This window comes from Nocardiopsis sp. EMB25 (assembly GCF_026797795.1).
Taxonomy (GTDB): Bacteria; Actinomycetota; Actinomycetes; order Streptosporangiales; family Streptosporangiaceae; genus Nocardiopsis; species Nocardiopsis lucentensis.
On the sequence record NZ_JAMTDN010000001.1, the window covers coordinates 5,635,982 to 5,652,994 of the forward strand.

The 17,013-nt window shown below is 69.1% G+C and carries 20 protein-coding genes and 4 tRNA genes; 8 read left to right on the top strand and 16 right to left on the bottom strand.

The annotated features are described in order from the left end of the window. Positions 1-60 precede the first annotated feature (60 nt). Positions 61-1,365 carry an MFS transporter gene (locus KIK06_RS25035; protein ID WP_268645364.1) on the bottom strand — a complete coding sequence of 435 codons (1,305 nt, stop codon included), beginning with the start codon at positions 1,363-1,365 and terminating at the stop codon, positions 61-63. Between the two features lie 313 nt (positions 1,366-1,678). After that, positions 1,679-2,029, bottom strand: coding sequence for a metallopeptidase family protein (locus tag KIK06_RS25040; protein ID WP_026128142.1), 351 nt, complete (start codon positions 2,027-2,029; stop codon positions 1,679-1,681). 103 nt (positions 2,030-2,132) lie between these two features. Here KIK06_RS25040 and KIK06_RS25045 point away from each other — a divergent pair, with 103 nt between their 5' ends. From KIK06_RS25045 to KIK06_RS25060, 4 genes are all read left to right on the top strand, one after another. Beyond that, a complete protein-coding gene (locus KIK06_RS25045) occupies positions 2,133-3,653 on the top strand; it encodes a metallophosphoesterase family protein (RefSeq protein ID WP_040691638.1) in 1,521 nt (506 codons plus the stop codon). Positions 3,654-3,741: 88 nt separating this feature from the next. Continuing rightward, a tRNA-Glu gene (locus tag KIK06_RS25050) sits at positions 3,742-3,814 on the top strand. Between the two features lie 90 nt (positions 3,815-3,904). Continuing rightward, positions 3,905-3,979 (top strand) — tRNA-Asp (locus KIK06_RS25055). A gap of 28 nt (positions 3,980-4,007) precedes the next feature. Then, positions 4,008-4,081, top strand: a tRNA-Phe gene (locus KIK06_RS25060). A 129-nt stretch (positions 4,082-4,210) separates the two neighbouring features. On the opposite strand, the gene KIK06_RS25065 is transcribed toward KIK06_RS25060, so the two are convergent. The 14 genes from KIK06_RS25065 to KIK06_RS25130 form a co-directional block, all read right to left on the bottom strand. Beyond that, entirely contained in the window at positions 4,211-5,650 is a 1,440-nt protein-coding gene (locus KIK06_RS25065) for a tyrosine-type recombinase/integrase (protein ID WP_268645365.1), read from the bottom strand. Beyond that, positions 5,650-5,898 carry a helix-turn-helix transcriptional regulator gene (locus KIK06_RS25070; protein ID WP_442789800.1) on the bottom strand — a complete coding sequence of 83 codons (249 nt, stop codon included), beginning with the start codon at positions 5,896-5,898 and terminating at the stop codon, positions 5,650-5,652. Before KIK06_RS25070 ends, KIK06_RS25065 begins: the two co-directional genes overlap by 1 nt. Before the next feature lie 98 nt (positions 5,899-5,996). Then, a complete protein-coding gene (locus tag KIK06_RS25075) occupies positions 5,997-6,689 on the bottom strand; it encodes an ATP-binding protein (protein WP_268645366.1) in 693 nt (230 codons plus the stop codon). A 10-nt stretch (positions 6,690-6,699) separates the two neighbouring features. After that, on the bottom strand, positions 6,700-7,065 hold the full coding sequence (locus tag KIK06_RS25080; protein WP_268645367.1) for a hypothetical protein: 366 nt from the start codon (positions 7,063-7,065) through the stop codon (positions 6,700-6,702). A gap of 479 nt (positions 7,066-7,544) precedes the next feature. Continuing rightward, positions 7,545-7,871 (bottom strand): hypothetical protein, encoded by a 327-nt coding sequence (locus KIK06_RS25085; RefSeq protein WP_268645368.1) that lies wholly within the window; start codon positions 7,869-7,871, stop codon positions 7,545-7,547. 270 nt (positions 7,872-8,141) lie between these two features. Continuing rightward, entirely contained in the window at positions 8,142-10,157 is a 2,016-nt protein-coding gene (locus KIK06_RS25090) for a hypothetical protein (protein ID WP_268645369.1), read from the bottom strand. Positions 10,158-10,221: 64 nt separating this feature from the next. Continuing rightward, positions 10,222-10,599 (bottom strand): hypothetical protein, encoded by a 378-nt coding sequence (locus tag KIK06_RS25095; RefSeq protein WP_232832052.1) that lies wholly within the window; start codon positions 10,597-10,599, stop codon positions 10,222-10,224. Next, complete coding sequence (locus KIK06_RS25100; protein ID WP_268645370.1) at positions 10,592-10,855, bottom strand: hypothetical protein; 264 nt, start codon at positions 10,853-10,855, stop codon at positions 10,592-10,594. The genes KIK06_RS25095 and KIK06_RS25100 overlap by 8 nt, the downstream gene beginning before the upstream one ends. Then, positions 10,852-11,139 carry a hypothetical protein gene (locus KIK06_RS25105; protein ID WP_268645371.1) on the bottom strand — a complete coding sequence of 96 codons (288 nt, stop codon included), beginning with the start codon at positions 11,137-11,139 and terminating at the stop codon, positions 10,852-10,854. Before KIK06_RS25105 ends, KIK06_RS25100 begins: the two co-directional genes overlap by 4 nt. Then, on the bottom strand, positions 11,136-12,389 hold the full coding sequence (locus KIK06_RS25110) for a helix-turn-helix domain-containing protein (protein WP_268645372.1): 1,254 nt from the start codon (positions 12,387-12,389) through the stop codon (positions 11,136-11,138). Before KIK06_RS25110 ends, KIK06_RS25105 begins: the two co-directional genes overlap by 4 nt. Continuing rightward, positions 12,386-12,811, bottom strand: a complete 426-nt coding sequence (locus KIK06_RS25115) for a hypothetical protein (RefSeq protein ID WP_268645373.1) — start codon at positions 12,809-12,811, stop codon at positions 12,386-12,388. The genes KIK06_RS25110 and KIK06_RS25115 overlap by 4 nt, the downstream gene beginning before the upstream one ends. Next, positions 12,804-12,944 carry a hypothetical protein gene (locus KIK06_RS25120; protein ID WP_268645374.1) on the bottom strand — a complete coding sequence of 47 codons (141 nt, stop codon included), beginning with the start codon at positions 12,942-12,944 and terminating at the stop codon, positions 12,804-12,806. Before KIK06_RS25120 ends, KIK06_RS25115 begins: the two co-directional genes overlap by 8 nt. A gap of 82 nt (positions 12,945-13,026) precedes the next feature. Next, positions 13,027-13,215, bottom strand: a complete 189-nt coding sequence (locus KIK06_RS25125) for a hypothetical protein (protein WP_268645375.1) — start codon at positions 13,213-13,215, stop codon at positions 13,027-13,029. Continuing rightward, positions 13,203-13,463 carry a hypothetical protein gene (locus tag KIK06_RS25130; RefSeq protein WP_268645376.1) on the bottom strand — a complete coding sequence of 87 codons (261 nt, stop codon included), beginning with the start codon at positions 13,461-13,463 and terminating at the stop codon, positions 13,203-13,205. Before KIK06_RS25130 ends, KIK06_RS25125 begins: the two co-directional genes overlap by 13 nt. A gap of 564 nt (positions 13,464-14,027) precedes the next feature. Between KIK06_RS25130 and KIK06_RS25135 the strand changes: the two genes are divergently transcribed. The 4 genes from KIK06_RS25135 (at position 14,028) to KIK06_RS25150 (ending at position 16,855) form a co-directional block, all read left to right on the top strand. Beyond that, positions 14,028-14,768 (top strand): GntR family transcriptional regulator, encoded by a 741-nt coding sequence (locus tag KIK06_RS25135; RefSeq protein ID WP_268645377.1) that lies wholly within the window; start codon positions 14,028-14,030, stop codon positions 14,766-14,768. Between the two features lie 7 nt (positions 14,769-14,775). Then, the gene (locus KIK06_RS25140) at positions 14,776-15,612 is read left to right on the top strand and encodes a phosphoribosylaminoimidazolesuccinocarboxamide synthase (protein ID WP_268645378.1); all 837 of its coding nucleotides are present in this window, start codon (positions 14,776-14,778) and stop codon (positions 15,610-15,612) included. A gap of 2 nt (positions 15,613-15,614) precedes the next feature. Continuing rightward, on the top strand, positions 15,615-15,842 hold the full coding sequence (locus KIK06_RS25145) for a hypothetical protein (protein WP_268645379.1): 228 nt from the start codon (positions 15,615-15,617) through the stop codon (positions 15,840-15,842). 950 nt (positions 15,843-16,792) lie between these two features. Then, positions 16,793-16,855, top strand: a tRNA-Ser gene (locus KIK06_RS25150). Positions 16,856-17,013: the final 158 nt, after the last annotated feature.

Consider the following 17,013-nt stretch of genomic DNA (forward strand, 5'->3'; position numbering starts at 1 on the left):
GGCCCTGTGCCGCCACCCGAACGGCGACCCCCCGCGGAGACCGCTCCGGGAAACCGGGCCCTAGGCGGTCCGCTCGGTCTCGTTCATCCGCTCGATCGTGGGACCGGCCGCCCGGGACCACGGGATCGAGAGGAGGGCGGCGGCCGCGATCCCCAGCGCGCCGGCCACCACGATGACGGTCCCGGTGCTGACGAACTCCGCGAAGAACCCGGCGACGAGGATGCCCACGCCCTGGGCGACCTGTAGCCCGGCCGCGACCAGTCCGAAGGCCAGGGCCCGGCCCTCCTTGGGCACGCACAGGACGAACGCCGCGTTGGCGACGAACTGGTAGGAGCCGGCGACCCCCACCAGGGCGAGGGCGGTGACCATCAGCCACAGTGGCGGGTCGACCAACCACAGGAGCAGCGGCACGGAGGTGAGCACCGCCAGGGGGCCGAGCAGTCGCATCCGGGTGGGCGGTGGGATCAGCCGGGTGAGGACGAGGCCGCCGATCAGCGCACCGACCGAGGAGCCCGCCATGATGAACCCGGTCGCCGCGTCCCCCGCGCCGATCTCGGTGGCCATCGGTTTGGCGAGGCCGTACGGGATCGAGTACAGGCCGGCGAGCCAGGCGAGCAGGGCGAGGGTGCGCAGACGGGAGTCGCCGAAGACGAGCTTGGCGCCGTCCCGGGTCATCGCGAGGAAGCCCGGCCGGTCCTCCTCCCCGGAGCGGGCCGCGGGACGGGCGCGGACGCCGGCCAGCACGATGAGCGCGGACAGGACGAAGACGGCGCCGTTGGCGGCCACGGCGATGTGCGGGCCGATGACCCCGACGACGACACCGCCCGCGACGAGGCCGATCAGCATCCCGACCTGAGAGGTGAGCTGGATGATGGCCGTGCTGGCCACATAGCGCTCCCCCTGGACGATCTCGGTCATGAGCGCCGCGCGGGCGGCGGCGAACGGGATCGACGGCAGGACCGAGCAGAACAGCAGCGCCCAGATCGCCCAGACCGGCATCCCCGGGACGGCGATGAGGAGGACGACCAGGGCGCGGGCCAGGTCGCACACCACCATGACCTGGCGGCGGGGGAAGAGGTCGGCGAGCCCGGACAGCAGGGGGCCGGCGATGAACGGAGGCAGGAAGGTGACCGCGAGCGTGACTCCGGTCGCGAACGCGGACCCGGTGAGCTGGTAGACGAGGATGCTGGTGGCGATGTTCAGCACGTTGGTGCCGATCATCGAGAGGGCGTGGGCAAGCCAGATGGAACGGAACTCGCCGATCCTCATGACCTCGCGGTAGCTGCTTCGCCAGGTCTCGTTCGGGGGGCTGGGGGGTTCGTGGTCCCCGTCATCAGGTGATTTGTCGAGGCTCGGATTTGACACCCGGCACTCCCTCGTTTTTACAGGGTTGAATTCACGCTGTGTCGCGTCCCGATGACCAACCGTTCCCGACGTGAGGGGCTTCACGCAAGCCGCTTTGGGGATTTCGTGTCTGATTCGTTGCTCTGGGTTAGGTTTTTTTGTGTGATCACCCATGCCGCGAAGCGGTCTCAACGTATCGTTGCCGCAGTCCGGGGCAGGTGTGCGGGGTTCTGGGGGCGACCTGGAATTCCAGGTCGCCCCCAGAGTCACGAATTGGGTGCTTAAGGTAACGAAAAGGGTCTTAGTTCCCTTGGGTGCTCTGTGTCGGGAGCGTTCAGGCCCAGCCGAGGTCGCCGAGCCGGTCGTCGTCGATGCCGAAATGGTGGGCGACCTCGTGGACGACGGTGATGCGGACCTCCTCCACGACCTGCTCCGGGGTCTCGCAGATCGCGCAGATGTCGCGCCGGTAGATGAAGATCTGGTCCGGCAGCACCCCGAAGTAGGTGTCGCCCCGCTCGGTCAGCGGAACGCCCTCGTACAGTCCGAGCAGGCCGTCCGGCGACTCGTCCTCGACCGTGATCACCACGTTGTCCATGAGTCGCGCCAGGTGAGGGGGTATCTCGTCCAGGGCGTCCGCGACCAGTTCCTCGAATTGCGCGCGCGTCAGTTCCACCACACCAGTCATTGTGCTGCCTGGCCGCGGGGGCCGGAAGGGAACCGGAGGAGACATAACACTCTGGACGGGAGGAAACATTGGGAACGGTCCGCGGTGGCGGCATCATGGGGGAGTGGTTTCTTGGGGAGCGATCCGCGCGTACGACTACCGGAGAGCCTTGGAACGCGTGCGAGCCGGACGCACGTGGCGTTGGGCGTGCGTCGTCGTCGCGGGGCTCATCGGCGGGTGGCTGGGGTTGGCCCTCGGAGGGCAGGTCGTCACCCCGATCGGCCCTGCCGACGTCACGTTCAGTCTGGTGCCCCAATGGCACGGTGAGACGGTCGTCGACGTCGCCCCCTTCGGGCAGCTGGCCTTCGACACCCACCGGGCCCCGCTGCGGCTGGAGGCGACGATCTCCGACATTCGGCTGTCCGCGGCCGAGGAGATGTTCGCCGACCCCGAGTCCATCAACCGCATGGCCGCGGGTATCGGCGAGGACCTGCGCGCCGGGGTGACCGCGCTGCTGGTCCGGTGTCTGCTGGCCGCCGGGCTGGGAGCGCTGGTGACGGGGTTGGTGCTGTTCCGGAACGTGTGGCGGGCCTTGGGCAGCGTGGCCACGTCACTGGCGGTGCTCGCGGCGTCCGGGGCGGCCGCCGCGGCCACGTTCAACCCGAGCGCGATCGCCGAACCCCGGTACACGGGACTCATCGCGGGAGCGCCGCAGGTGGTGGGCAGCGCCGAGGCCGTCGTGAACAGGTTCACGCAGTACCAGGAGCAGCTCGCCGGACTCGTGGGCAACGTGTCGAGGCTCTACGAGGCGACCTCGACCCTGCCCGTGTACGAGGAGGACGAGTCGGTCATCCGTGTGCTGCACGTGTCCGACATTCACCTCAACCCGGCGTCGTGGGCCATCATCGCCACCCTCGCGGACCAGTACGGGGTCGACGTGATCGTGGACTCCGGCGACCTGACCGACCGGGGGAGCGCGGCGGAGGACGCCTTCGCGGACGAGATCGCCGACCTGGAGGTGCCCTACGTGTGGGTGCGCGGACGGCATGACTCCATGGGCACCCAGCGGGCGGTGGCGGCGCAGCCGAACGCCGTGGTGCTTGACGGGGACGTCCGGGAGGTGGCGGGCCTGACCCTCTACGGGGCGGGGGACCCGCGGTTCACCCCGGACGCGACCCGGCTCAACCCGAGCGCTCGGGAGGTCGCCGAGACGGGCGAGGAACAGGCGGCGGCGGTGGCCGACTCCGGCGACGAGGTGGATGTGGCCGTGCTGCACACGCGCACGCAGGCGGAGGCGTTCGACGGGGTGGTGCCGCTCGTCCTCACGGGGGACGAACACCAGCGGTCCACGCGCCTCGGCGCCGAGGGCACACGGTTCCTGGTGCAGGGTTCCACGGGTGGCGCCGGCCTGGGTGGTCTTGATCACGCCGCCGGTCGGCCGATCCCGTACCAGGCGTCGGTGCTGTACCTGGACGCGGAGACGGGGCGGCTCCAGGCGCGCGACGACATCGATCTCGGGGGGATCGGCTTGACGTCCGCGCAGGTCGAACGGCACATCGAACCCGATCCCGACCGGCCGGTAGGGGAGTCGGGCCGGGAGTCGGGCGCAGACGCGGACGCGTCGGTGAGTCCGTCTGAGGGGTGAGTCCCCGCAGGTGAAGGATGTCCGCGAAGGCCGGTCGAATCACTTTGGAGTTGGTGGGAATCTCCCCTATGCTTGACCTGTCACACGGGCCCCCATCGTCTAGCGGCCTAGGACGCCGCCCTTTCAAGGCGGTAGCGCGGGTTCGAATCCCGTTGGGGGTACGAAGCGGTCAGAGCACTGCCGGACATCTGGCAGAATGAATACCGCAGCGACGCGCCGGGGGTTTTCGACCCGGCGTGACAAACGAACAAGGTCCTGTGGAGCAGTTAGGAGTGCTCGCCACCCTGTCAAGGTGGAGGCCGCGGGTTCAAATCCCGTCAGGACCGCAGACGCAGCCGAGAGATCGGTGCGCATGGCTAGGTAGCTCAGTTGGTACGAGCGTCCGCCTGAAAAGCGGAAGGTCGGCGGTTCGACCCCGCCCCTAGCCACCTCTCGCAGACACGCGAAAACGCCCCGCCACCTGGGAAGACAGGCAGCGGGGCGCTTTGTTGCGTCGGTGGTTGCCGGTGGACCGTGGCGGCTCCCGGTGGGTGTCTGCGGCCAATGCGCGGCCACGTTCAGGAGCGGCGCAGGGCCTCCTCGATCTGGCGCTTGGCCCGGTCCTCCTCCCCGACGAGACACTTCGCGTAGATCTTCTTGAGCACGGCCACGCTGTGCCCCGCCCACTGGGCCACGAGCGTCTCGGAGACGCCCGCGTTGAGCCACGTGGACACGCAGGTGTGCCGGAGGTCGTACGGACGCCTCGCGAGCGGAGAACGCGTCTCAGCCTCGCTCAGCACCTCCTCGCGGGTCCACGCCCACGCGCGCCGGTAGGTGATCGTCGCCAGCGGTCCGCCGCGCACCCCGGTGAACAGCCGACCCTCGGGGTCGGTGCCGAACACCTCCAGGTGCTCCCAGAAGAGCCGGGTCAGCTCCGGCGGACAGGGGACCGGCCGGACCTCTCCGGCCTCGCGCTGCTTCGGACCGCGACGGGTGTCGCGGCTGGTGCCGTCGTCGGTGAACTCGGGCCGGGCGTCGGGGGTGACCTCCTCCACGTAGATCTCGCCCCAGTCGTAGACCGGTGAGCCGGTCGCGTCGGTGCGGGGCGTGGGCAGGGACAGGTTGTGCTTGCGCAGGTTCACCGCCTCCTCGGGCCGGAGCGCCGCGTAGTACATCGACCCGAAGAACGCGACCAGCCGCGGACCGGACTTCATGCCCTGACGCCGCTCGGTCTCCTCGTACCCGTACTCCCGCACCTTGTCGAGCAGGTTCCGGGCCTGCTCCGGGTTGACCACGCACCGCCGGTCGACCTGGTGGACCGAACGGGACGTGGTGGCCTCCAGGTCCCCGATCGGGTTCCGTTCGAGCAGCCCTTCACGCACGGCGTGGGCCAGCGCGGCCTTGAGGATGCCGTGGTTGCGCCGCTGGGAGCCGATCACCAGCTTCCTGCCCTCCAGATCCCGGGTGGCCGCGCGCACGGCGGCTTCGGCGACCTTCGGGTCCGCCAGCTCCCCGACCGCGCGGCTGTGCCGGGAGACCCACCGCAGCGCCTCCTCCACCTCGGGCGGCCGCTCCGCCGCCCGGTAGGTCTTGCTGTAGGCCCACCGCCTCAGCGCGGCCCGGAGCAGTGCCGGTTCGGGCATGCCCCGCTCGGTGGTGAGCAGCGCGGTCGTCGCCATCATCAGGGCGAACGCGATGTTGCCCCGGTGCTTGGCGGAGATGTCCGGCCACTTGTGGTCGACGTAGGAGACCGCGAAGTCGTACCAGGACTTCTCCGGCCGTTCCTCCCGGAGCATGCTCACGGGCAGTCCCTTGGACAGGCTGAACGCCTCACCCCGGCTCTGCGCCTGCACCAGCTGGGAGCGGAAGGCGTCCGCCTGGGCGCTCTTCTTGAACGGCTCCTTGAACTCCTCGGTGCCGACCTTCCAGCGCACCCGGTAGGTCGTGCCCCGGGAGCCCTTGTAGGTAGTGACCTTCCAGACGGCGACCCTGTAGCTCAGGTCGTCGGACTCGATCATCAGGCGTTGTCCTCAGCGGTGGTCATGAACTTCTCGAACTCCGAGCGGCGGATGCGCAGGCTCCCGTTGGGGAGCTTCGCGCACTTGGGGGCGCGACCCTTCTTGCGCCAGTCGTAGAAGGTGTCGCGGCTGATCATCAGCTCCCCGCAGAACTCGTCCACAGTCAGCCACCCCCGGGAGCGCTGCGCGGGGACGGCGGGAGCCTTGGTCGGACGCATCCGGCGCGGCTTGGCGCGGTCGGTCATCATGGGAGGTACTCCTTGCCTCTCACGGGGTTCGGGGTGCGGCTCCGGCGGTGCTTGGCGGTACAGGCCGGGGCCGTCTTGTGCGTTGCGGGCGGCGGCGCTCATCGGGTGAGCCGCCGGTCCGCGCCGGTCATCTCGACTCGGGTCGTCATCTCGATCAGACGGGACGCGATCCGGTCGCCCATCAGCTCGGGTAGGGCGGCGGGCGGTTCGTTGCTGGTGAGGATCACCGGGAGCATGCGGTTGTAGCGGTGGTTGACGATCCGGTACGTCGTCTCCTCGGTCCACGGCGAGGACTTCGTGGTCCCGAGGTCGTCCAGGAGCAGCACGGGCACGCTCAGCACGCGGCGCATGAGCCGCTCGCGTTCCTGGTCGCCGGACGCCCCGGGGCGGAGTGCGGCGTACAGGTCCGGGAAGGTCGTCGCCAGGAAGCCGAACCGCGTCGGGCCGGTCAGGGCGATCCTGCGCACGGCTCCGAACGCCGCGTGGGTCTTGCCGGTGCCGGTGCCGCCCCAGAGCATGAGGGACGGTGCCTGCGTGACGTCGGCGGCGACCTGGTCGGCCCAGTCGCAGACCCGGGGGTGCTCCGTCGAGGCGGTCAGGTACCGGGGCGGGGTCGTGCGCTCGAACTTGGTCAGGGCCGCGTTGACCCGCTGCCTGTGGTGGTAGGCGGGGTGGCCCGGGAGTTCCGGCCGGGGTGTGTCCTCCACCGGGCCGGGTGTGGTGTCGAGGCCCTTCTCGCGGGTGATGCGTGCGAGTCGGGCGAAGAACTGGGTTTCGGTGGTCGTGTTCATGCGGTGCCTCTCATGACCAGGGGTCCGGGTTGTCGCCGTAGTCGCCGGGGTTCCGGTACGGGGTGTGGCCGCCCACGACACGCAGTTGAGGGCGTGGGCGGGTGCGGTTGATCGCGATGCGCAGGGTGTCGGCGGTCAGGGCGAAGCGGCCGTCCGCCGCGACGTGTTCGAGCCCTCGGGAGATCTCCTCATCCGAGTAGCCGCTGTTCAGGGCCTTCTTGACGACGGCGCGGATCTTGTTCCAGTCGCCCATGCCGTTGGTGGCCCGGTGGTAGACGGTGGCGAGCGCGTTGACGCGCTTGTGGCCGACCGGGGCGGGCGTGTCCGGTCGTTCCGGAGAGGCGGTGGGGGTGGCCTGTGACGGCTGTTCCCGCACGCCTTCCCTTATAGGGGCGTCGCTCTTCGTCACCCCCGGGGGTGACGAAGCAGAGGCGCTTGGTCTCCCCCGGGGGTGACCTGTTTCCTCGGAAACCCGTCCTCCCCGGGGGTGATCGGTTTCCCCGGAAACGGGACTTGGGTCCGGCACCCGTTTCCCCGGAAACGTGTCACCCACGGGGGTGATGGACTCGCCCTCGGGAAGGGCCGCCTGGAAGACGGACGTGGCACCACGGGTGCCCCGGCGAACCTGCCGGAGAAGCTCCGCTTCGATCGCCTTCGAGTAGCGACCGGAGACGCGTTGCGGGGCGCGGGACAGCAGGGTCGCGAGGTCGTCTCGGCTGATCTCGACACGGCCGTCGTCGTCCATGTGCTCCGCCAGCACCAACAGCAGTACGCGCACGCTGTCAGGGACGCGGGCGGTGGCGTAGACGCAGCGCAGCCACCGCCCGCGCACCGTGCTCGGGTCAGCCGGTGCCACTACTCCTCCGAGGCGTTCACGTCGTCTCGGAACTCGGGAGCGCACCAGACCTTCACGACGATCCCGTCCACGATCGCGCGTGCGTCCGGGGTCGTGCCGTGGCGCAGTTCCACACTTGTGCCCAGACGCGCGGCCCACTCCCGGACCGCCTGGTGGGAGTCGGCCTGCCCGGCCAACAGGTCGGTGGCCAGGTTCGGTGGCGTGTAGCACCGGGTGAAGCCGCCCGGCGCGTACAGGCTCCAGTTCACCTCCGGCAGACCAGGGGTGGCGAGCAGATCAGCGAGAACGCGCGCGGCCGTGCGCTGGAGGTCGCGGTTGGTGGTCATACTGGGTTCCTCTCGTGTTTCGGGAGAGACGGCCCCACCCGGTGCCTGCAAGCTGAGGGTGGGGCCGTCGTCGCGGTGCGGGCGCCGGTGTGGACGCCCCGGCGCGGTGTTACAGGTCAGAGGGTGTCCAGACCGGTCTGGACACCCGGTTTGGACGGGGTTTGGACACCGGTCTGGAACCGGGTTGGACGGCCCCTGGAATCGGTGCGGGCGGTCCCTGCGAGGGCACCCCGGTCGGTGGGCGGGATGCCCCACAGGCAGCGCCCGGGGTCAGGCGTCGACCAGTTGGCGGGTCTCCAGGACAGTCCACGCCCCGGTGTCCTCGTGACGCAGGCGACCGGCCTCCTCCAGGCGGCGGAGCTGGCCGTAGATCCAGGAGCGCTTGCGCTCCACACCCATCTCCCGGAGTTCGGCCCCCAGCTCGAACGCCTGGAACTCGTGGCCGGGACCCCACTCCTCCATGAGGGAGTCCACGGCGGCGCGGGCCTCTTCCGCGCTGGCCTTGGTGCCCTTCTTGCGCACCGGCAGCGCGAAGTCCTCCCCCTCCTCCAAGGGTGGGATCTCGGTGTCCAGGTCCCCGGCGATCTCGGGGTCGTCGTCGGGGGTGGTCAACACGATTGGTTCGATGTCGGCGTCCACGAGTGGCCCTTCGTCTTCGGCCGGGGGCGTCGCCGCGGCGGGTGCCGACACCGGTGCGTTGGCAGGGACGGAGGTCGTGCGGCCTGCGAGGAACTCGGTGTACTCGGCACCGAACGCGGCCCGGGTGACCGGGTCGAGCTTGGCGTCCTGGTCGGGCAGAGCGTCGGCGGCGGCCTTGAGGTCGCGGTTCTCCTCAGCCGGGTCGGTCGAGGGCGGCCCGTAGGTCTTGGCCGCGACCATGTGCCGGTCCACGTCCACGTGCTCGATCGCGGCGTAGACCGCGCCCGGCTTGGACTTGCGCCACCGGGAGGGGTCGCACCCGGCCTCGGTCACGTAGTCGGGCAGGACGAACGTGGCGTCGGCGTGGTCGCGCACCCCGAAGCACAGCCCGTCACCCAGGTTGGCGCGGGTGTCGGTGTCGAGGTTGCCCCACGTGGCGCGCTGCAACGACAGCTCCAATTGGATGCCGACCGACCGGGCGACCCGGGCCACCTCCACGATCTCGTCGAAGTCCACGACCTCAGCGGCCTCTTCGACCAGCAGGTAGAGGAAGGTCAGCCCGCACCCGGGCACCCACTGGGCGTGCCCGGCGTCGGCGAGGTGGTTGGCGCGGGCCTTGATCGCGCGCTTGACGGCGTCGAGCTGGGCGCGTGCGGCCTTCTTGGTGTAGGCGGGCCAGCCGATCGCCCCCTCGATCGGACCGAGCGTCTGACGACCCTTGGCCAGGTCGATCGCGAGGGTGAAGGTGTCCCGGCGAGCGGCGACCTGCACCATCTTGACCTTGCCGTAGACGCTCTTCCCGGCCCCGGCCATGCCCACGGTCAGGCTGTGCCGGTTGGTGATCTGGTTGGTGAAGGTCTCCCCGTCCTCGTACACCCCCAGTTCCAGCGGGTGGTCCGCGATGCCAGTGCCCACGTGCGCGGGGTTCAGGCCCGGCCAGGGGATGAGCTTGCCCATGACGTCCTTCTTGGTGATGACCAGTTCCGCGCGGTCGGCGCGGCCCTGGTCCTCGATCACGCGGATCGCGCCGGGAGCGACCCCGTAGGCGCTGGCGAGTTCCTTGCCCCGGCTCTGGAGTTCCTCGGCCGTGGTGCCGTTGTCCAGGGTCAGGGTGTGGCGCTGCTGCATCTCGGTGTCCGAGGTGAGCTTGGCCCTGACGTCCTTGAGGTGCAGTTTGGCCGCGACTTCCGCGAAGGTCGGCAGGATGCGGCCGACGCCCTTCTTCGGTGCGGCCTCGGCGGTGCCCTGCGAACGCGCCCACAGGTGGACGTTGGAGATGGCGGCGGCGGCCCACCCGCCGATGAGCAGTGCGTCCATGAGCGGGCGCCCGGGGCCGAAGCCGGTGGCCAGTGCCAGCCACGCGGCGGACCCGCCGGTCATGGCGGTGGAGATGTGGTGGGCGTACCAGGTGCGTGCGTGGGTCAGGTGGTGGGTGGCGTAGGTGACCACCGCGCCCGCTGCCGCGATGGCGGCGGCGGCCAAGCCGGTGCCCCACCCCAGGTCGCCCCACAGCCAGTGGGTCAGGTATCCGGCCGGGATCAGCGCCGGAGCGGCCAACCAGGGGCGGGCGTAGTCGATGAGGGTGTTTCCGCGTCGCGCGGTCTCTGAGTCCCGATCGCCGCGCACCACCAGCTCGTTGCGAGCCATCAGCGTCTCTCCATTCTCGTGTGGTGGGCGGGGGCCGCCCGGTGCGGCCCCCGCGGATTCGGTGTCAGGCGGACAGGTCCAGGGCCTTCTTGCGCTTCTTGCGCTTGACCAGGTACTCGAAGTGCTTGTGCAGGCTGGCCCAGGTGCGCACGGCCTCCACTCCCACGGTGCGCTGGGCCTCAGCGCACCGGCGCAGGTGGCGGGTCACGCTCTTGGCCTTGCGGCGCATCGCCAGACGCGATTCCCCGTCGCCGGGCGGCAGCTCCCTCAAGGCCGCTTCCAGCTCCTGGGCGGAGAACTCCAGTTCCATCGACAGGGCGCGGCTCAGCTTGCGGGTGGTCTCGACGTAGCGGCGGATGTCCGAGCCGGTCTCGAACTCGATCGACTCCAGGTCCGCCATGATGCGCTTCAGTTCCGAGCGCTCGGTGTTGGCCTCAGCCACGGGTGTTCTCCTTGGTCGGACGGCGGTTGATGACGACGGCGATCAGGCCCCGGCCGGGGCCGTAGCGGCGCACGTGGGCGTGGTGTAGGTGGGCACGCCAGGTCCGCCCCAGCCAGGCGGCGGCGTCGGCGGCGGTGTTGCGGAGCGGGCGGACGTCCAGCCACGCGCTGATGAGCGAGTCGGCTTGGCACAGCAGGTGATCGACGAACGAGGCGGCCGCCGCGAGGCGGGTGCGCCAGGTCGGGCGGCGGCTCATCCGGCCACCTCCAGGCCCTCGAAGCCGGGCAGGGTCAGCTGGTCGGCGCATACCGGGCAGCGGTCGTGCGGCTGGCAGCGGTGCCTCTGGGGCTCGCGGCATCGCTCGGAGTACGGCGGGGCGACCTCGATCAGGTGCTTGGCCTTGTCGTTCTCGGCCAGGCGCTTGGTGTAGTGCTCATCGAACTCGGCTTCGCAGGAGCAGCGGACCGTGTAGCACCACGCTTCGCCTTGCGAGGTCTCCTCGCGCCAACGGCGCACCTTGGGGCGGTGGCGGACGGTCATGACACGTCGCCCCCCTCCTCGATCTCGCGCCGGATCCGGCGGACGGTCGACGCGGCCAGACCGAGCGCTTGGGCGATCTCACCCGTGGGAGCACCGGGGTGATCGGACAGGAAGTCCGCGACGCGGCGGCGGTTCTCGATGCCCTTCAGGCGTCGGCGCTCCTGCGCGGTGAGCACACGCTCAGACGAGGAGTCGTCGCCGTGCGAGCGGGACCGCTCGGACGGGCGCTCAGACGGGGTGACCTCGTCAGATGTGGTGTTGGCCTCGTTGTCGTCGGGGGAGTCGTCGCCGTGCGAGCGGCCCGGGGACCGGTCGTGTGAGCGGGTGGTGTCGTGCGAGCGCTCAGACGGGTTTCCGTGTGAGCGGGTGTGGTCTCGGAGGTAGTCGGCGGCCTGTTCCGCGATCTCCTCCCCGACGACCTCCAGGGCCTGCCCGGCAGTGTGGTGTGGCAGCGGAGTCGTCGGCTCCCCGTGCTCCTGGTCCCCGTTGTCGGCGGGCACCTCGGTCGCCGTGGTCCGGGTGCGGCCGTCGATGCGGCCCACCAGGGCGGTGATCGCGGCGGCGGAGGTGGTGGCCACCAGGTACGCCATCGCGGAGAACGCCGCTGCTCCCAGCGACGCCACGGCTCCGACTGGGCCGGAGCCGATCGTGGACCCGATGATGCTCACCAGCAGTGGCACCGCGATCAGCGAGATCAGCGCGGTTCGGGTCCGACCCTGCTTGGGAAGGGCTTCGGCGCGGGCCAGCTTCCCGGCCCACAGGATCGCGGTGGTCGACATCCCGGTCAGGGCGACTTCGGCGAGGTAGCCGATGCCGTCCGGGGCGGTCGGGTGGTGGGCGACCACGGCCGCCTCCAGTCCCATCGCGGACCCGACTGACAGCACGATCGAGGCTCCCAGGCACAGCCGGGAGAACCGCGTACGGCTGCGCACGAGGTCGAGGACGGTGTAGGACTCATCCGTCGCGGCTCGGGCGGCGTCCACGGCGGCGGATGCCCGGATGGCCTTTTCGGCGCGCCGGTCGGCCTCGCGCACCGCCCGCAGCTCCCGGCGGTGCTCCATCTCCAGGCCGGTCGCCAGCCGCTTCGCCTGGAGGCGGTCAGCCCTCGCCCTGGTCTGCGGGTTCAGGCGCGGGTCCGCGAGCAGCTTCTGTTCGGGCACGGCCGCCAGGGCCTGAGCCTGACGGATGCGCTCTTGGAGGTCGGTCACCACGTCGGTGGTCTTGTTCGTGTGCCTGCGGCGGAGGTTCATGAGGTGGCTCCCATCCAGACCAGGCCAGCTCCGATGACGAGAGCGGCAGCGATCAGCAGGTCGACGGCGATGCGGATGCGGACGAACTTGATGGAGGCGACGGCCGCCAGGTTGACCAGCCGCTCGCGGGTGCGCTCGGGCTCCCAGCCCTCCGGGTCGGCGGTGATCCGGGCGAACGGAGCGCCGATGCTGCGGGGGCGGACGACCGTCAGGAGCACGACGAGTGCCACGACCAGAAGCAGGGCTCCGCCCCGCAGCACCCAGTGAGCGGCGGTGCCGCCGGTCAGCAGCGGTCCGGCCGCCAGCACCGCCAGCGAGGCACCTCCCAGGGCGGTCAGCGTGGACGCCTTGGCGTCTGCGCGGGCAAGCTCGGCGCGGGTCTCGTCGATGTAGTCGGTCAGCGGGACGCGGGGGTCAGTCACGGCGGTCTCCCAGCTTGGAGAGGCGACGGAGGGTGCGCAGGTCAGCACGGATGTTCACGATCGGGATGCCGACGAGCCGGTAGACCAGCGCGCACAGGATGAACAGGGCGAACAGCGAGATCAGCGAGGCCATCAGCGTGACCTCCAGAACGGGGGAGTGAGCATCAGGGCGGCCAGCGCGAGGTAGGCCAGGACGGTCAGGATTGCGAGCAGCATCAGCGCCGACCTCCCTTCCGGCGGCGGGCGGTCTGGGTGACGACCAGGCGGGTGCGGGACAGGAGGCGCAGCTTCGAGCGGACCTTGCGGTAGGCGGCCGCCACGCGGAGCGCTCCCAGCACGAGCAGGAGAACGAGGACGGCGGTCGCGATCACCGGGGGCAGCAGGTCGGGGGTCACAGCGCCCACCCCCGGATGTCCTCGGAGGCCAGGGCGGCATGGGCGATCTCGGTCAGGCGGTCGTCGAGGATGTCCGCTGCGGCGGCCAAGCGGGCGGCGCGCTCCTGGTCGCTCTCGTCGGCCAGTTCGACGGCGAACAGGTCGTCGGTGTCGGTGATGCCGAGGACGTCCAACGCTGCGGGGGCGACCTCGAACGGTGCGGGGGGAGTGGTGCTGTTCTCGGGAGCCGTCGGGGACGGCATCATGGTGGTGCGCATGTGCTGCTCCTTGCAGGTGAGCGAGTGCGTAGGAGTCCCGCCGGGCGGCATCCCGGCGGGACTCGTCTCTGCTTGGTCGGTTGTTCGGGCCGGTGACGGCCCTGATGGACCCGGGTGGTCCCGGCCCGGTCCCGCGTCCCGTGTTGTGCCGAGAAGCGGGGCCGGACAGGCACCCCTGGGGTGCGGCGCGGCCATTCCGTGCCGCCGGTCTCCGCCGGTCGGCGCACCCTTGTCGGGGTGCCGTGGCCACGTCTTCCCCTCGCCGCCCCTTGTCTGCTCGGGGTGGGGTCAGGGCTTGCGCGCTGTGTGCCTCAAGGGCTTGTGAAAGCTCGTGCGCTCCGGGATTCCACGCGATGGACAGGGCTCTGCCCTGGTCACCGGAGTCCTCTTCCGGGCTGCGGCCTGTGGCCGTGAAACTGTTATAGCACGCGATCGTCAGGTGTACTAGTACAGTGGGCATATTCCTTGGCCCGGAAGCGTTGTGGCTCGTAGAGTCCCAGCTCACATGGCTGAACATCTATGCGTACTAGTACACTGATCATGTTCACCACGAAGGAGCCACACGTGTCCCCTCAGGTCCAACGAACCGACCCGCCTTACATGCAGGTCGTCAAGCACATCAAGGCTGAGATCGAGTCCGGTGCCCTCCAGGACGGGCAGAAGATCGATTCCGTGCGCGCTCTCAGCGCGAAGTGGAAGATCTCGCTGGCGACCGCGACCAAGGTCGTCGGGGTGCTCAAGGCCGAGGGCCTGGTGCGCAGCGAACCCGGTAGGGGCAGCATCGTCACCCGCGACCAGGCGGCGGCCAGCGCCAAGGACCGTGTGCTCCGCAGTCTGGAGGGCCGGATCTACGCGGCGAACGAGCGTGCCGAGATCCGCTCGGCCGAACTGGTGCCGGCACCCGAGGAAGTCGCGGACGCCCTCGGCCTGCCCACCGGTACGCACGTCATCCGGCGCCAGCGGGTCACCCTTCGGGATGACGTGCCCTCCTCGGCCAGCACATCCTGGTTCAAGGGTGAGTTGGCCGACAGCGCCCCCCTCCTTCTGGAAGCGAAGCGGTTGCCGCAGGGAACCCCGAAGTACATCGAGGAGCAATCGGGGCTCACGGCTGCGGCGGGTAAGGACCAGCTTCGCGCGGACATCGCCTCGGAGGAGGACTCCGCGGCGCTGGGCATCCCGCTCGGTTCCCCGGTCCTGCGCAAGCAGAACTGGGTGCTGAACGCCGAGGGCGACGTGATCGAGTTCGGCCAGTCCGTCTCCGTGGCCCGTCGCTGGGCCACGTACAACTACGAGATCTCCAGGTAGGAGCGACATGGAACTGCTGCACTCGGGCAAGGTGCGCGACGTCTACGCCGATGGTGACGACCTCATCCTGGTGGCCTCGGACCGCGTGAGCGTCTACGACGTCGTGCTGCCCACCCCCATCCCCGACAAGGGCAAGATCCTCACCCAGCTCTCGCTGTGGTGGTTCGAGCAGCTGGCCGACGTGGTGCCCAACCACATCATCTCCGCGACGGACGTTCCGGAGGAGTGGGCCGGGCGCGCGGTGCGCTGCCAGAAGCTCACCATGCTCCCCGTGGAGTGGATCGCTCGCGGCTACCTCGCGGGCCTCGGACTCAAGGAGTACGAGAAGCAGGGCACGGTCTCGGGGATCAAGCTCCCCGAGGGCCTGGTGGAAGCGTCCAAGCTCCCCGAGCCGATCTTCACCCCCACGACCAAGGCGACCGAGGGCCACGACGAGTTCATCACCTTCGCGGACGTCGTCGAGGAGATCGGTCAGGAGACCGCTGACCGTCTGCGCACGGTGACCCTGGACGTGTACAAGCGCGGCGCTGAGATCGCCGCTGAGCGCGGCATCATCATCGCTGACACCAAGCTGGAATTCGGCCGTGCGGCGGACGGTACGCTCGTGCTCGCGGATGAGGTGCTGACCTCGGACTCGTCGCGGTTCTGGCCTGCGGACGACTGGCAGCCGGGCAGGCCCCAGCACGCGTTCGACAAGCAGTTCGTGCGGGACTGGTCGAGCACGGTCACCGACTGGGACCGTACCCCGCCCGGCCCCGAGATCCCGGATGAGATCGTGGAAGCGACCCGAGCCCGGTACATCGAGGTCTACGAGCGGATCACCGGCAAGCGCTGGGAGGCGTGAGCATGTATCAGAGCTACGACCGCAACAAGCTCGTGCGGCAGGTGCGGGAACTCCTGGAGAGTGAGGGCCTTCAGCCGGTCGCTCAGGACGACCCGAAGCCGGAGCACGCCGCGATGTTGCTCCTGCGTTCCTTCGGAGTGGAGCCCGTCGTCGACCACGTGGAAGCCCTCAAGGGCGCGATGAACCGCACCTGGGAAGAGTCAGATGATGCCCGCGCAGAGCGCCTATGAGTACCCAGTCTCTCATCGGGACGTGTGTGAATCCTGAGCCAAATCGCCTTAACCTATAATACTTCCCGTGGAAAGTCCTGTGGCTATGAGCGCGGTGGCCAAAGTTATGGTTATGAGTAGAATTATTGAGCATCCTCCCTGGGGGGAGGATTTCCCGGGGTGCATTTCCGAGTGCAGCTCGCTGGCTGAACGTTGGTAAAGTTTGACGGCGGGATCGTCAAGATCGTCGTATTCTCCGAGTGCGTACCTCTCCATCTTTGAAATGCAAAGATCGCACAATTTCAAAGAGTCGCCATCAAGCCTAATTCGTATTCGCTTGCCACAACTATTGCAAGCCGTCTTTACGCCCGAAGGAGATTCTTTGGAGTACAACTCCTCGGCCCCACGTCGGTAAAGTTTGACGGCGGGATCGTCGAGATCGTCGTACTCACCATTCCCGTAGCTCACCATCTTCGCGATGCAGAGATCGCACAATTTACCGGGATCTTCCCCGGGTCTACTTTTTATCCGTTCGCCGCATGCTCTGCAGGACGCCATTTTCCTCCTTGTGATTCCATTTTTTCTGAATTCTATCTTGCGGCGCGATGGGATGTATATGTTAAGTGGGCAGGATTCTTTCATGTTTCTGGGATTAGATTATACAGTTGATCTCAGAGGTGCGTGCGTGGCAGAAGTGTTTTAAGAAGCGCGTCCACGGTTGAACGCTTCTTCATCCCGCTTCGTGAAACCGAAGCAGGAGCACGGATAGGGCGATCTCCCCGGGGCGGCCCGTGCAGTACCGCGATCGGAACAGGACGTTCCAGCTCTTGAGCTGGGTGACGGCGCTCTCGCAGGGTGAGAGGAGCACGGCGTGGTTGGCATTGGCGTCCTTCTCGCGCTCCGGCCAATGCGCGGCCAAGTTCCGTCACGGCCAAGCCGGTTCCGTCGTTCGTGCAGGTCAGGTGTTGGGTGGCAGCAGTTGGTGTGATCGCCTGAAAAGCGGAAGGTCGGCGGTTCGACCCCGCCCCTAGCCACCCATCCCGAACAGGGACGACGCCCGGAGACCACAGGTCCCGGGCGTTTTTTGACGGCGACGTGACAGCAACCGGGTCAGCCGAGCGCGTCCCCCGGCTTCCCGGGAACCACCGCTGGGAAGCGGCGGGGCGCCGGGTGCACATGGTTCCCGGCGCCC

What these genes read in the sequence shown, in the direction of transcription:
- KIK06_RS25145 (WP_268645379.1), top strand. Translation starts at nt 15,615, where the DNA reads ATGTATCAGAGCTACGACCGCAACAAGCTCGTGCGGCAGGTGCGGGAA.
- KIK06_RS25065 (WP_268645365.1), bottom strand. Translation starts at nt 5,650, where the DNA reads ATGATCGAGTCCGACGACCTGAGCTACAGGGTCGCCGTCTGGAAGGTC.
- KIK06_RS25070 (WP_442789800.1), bottom strand. Translation starts at nt 5,898, where the DNA reads ATGATGACCGACCGCGCCAAGCCGCGCCGGATGCGTCCGACCAAGGCT.
- KIK06_RS25140 (WP_268645378.1), top strand. Translation starts at nt 14,776, where the DNA reads ATGGAACTGCTGCACTCGGGCAAGGTGCGCGACGTCTACGCCGATGGT.
- KIK06_RS25100 (WP_268645370.1), bottom strand. Translation starts at nt 10,855, where the DNA reads ATGAGCCGCCGCCCGACCTGGCGCACCCGCCTCGCGGCGGCCGCCTCG.
- KIK06_RS25110 (WP_268645372.1), bottom strand. Translation starts at nt 12,389, where the DNA reads ATGAACCTCCGCCGCAGGCACACGAACAAGACCACCGACGTGGTGACC.
- KIK06_RS25075 (WP_268645366.1), bottom strand. Translation starts at nt 6,689, where the DNA reads ATGAACACGACCACCGAAACCCAGTTCTTCGCCCGACTCGCACGCATC.
- KIK06_RS25085 (WP_268645368.1), bottom strand. Translation starts at nt 7,871, where the DNA reads ATGACCACCAACCGCGACCTCCAGCGCACGGCCGCGCGCGTTCTCGCT.
- KIK06_RS25130 (WP_268645376.1), bottom strand. Translation starts at nt 13,463, where the DNA reads ATGCGCACCACCATGATGCCGTCCCCGACGGCTCCCGAGAACAGCACC.
- KIK06_RS25090 (WP_268645369.1), bottom strand. Translation starts at nt 10,157, where the DNA reads ATGGCTCGCAACGAGCTGGTGGTGCGCGGCGATCGGGACTCAGAGACC.
- KIK06_RS25105 (WP_268645371.1), bottom strand. Translation starts at nt 11,139, where the DNA reads ATGACCGTCCGCCACCGCCCCAAGGTGCGCCGTTGGCGCGAGGAGACC.
- KIK06_RS25040 (WP_026128142.1), bottom strand. Translation starts at nt 2,029, where the DNA reads ATGACTGGTGTGGTGGAACTGACGCGCGCGCAATTCGAGGAACTGGTC.
- KIK06_RS25120 (WP_268645374.1), bottom strand. Translation starts at nt 12,944, where the DNA reads ATGGCCTCGCTGATCTCGCTGTTCGCCCTGTTCATCCTGTGCGCGCTG.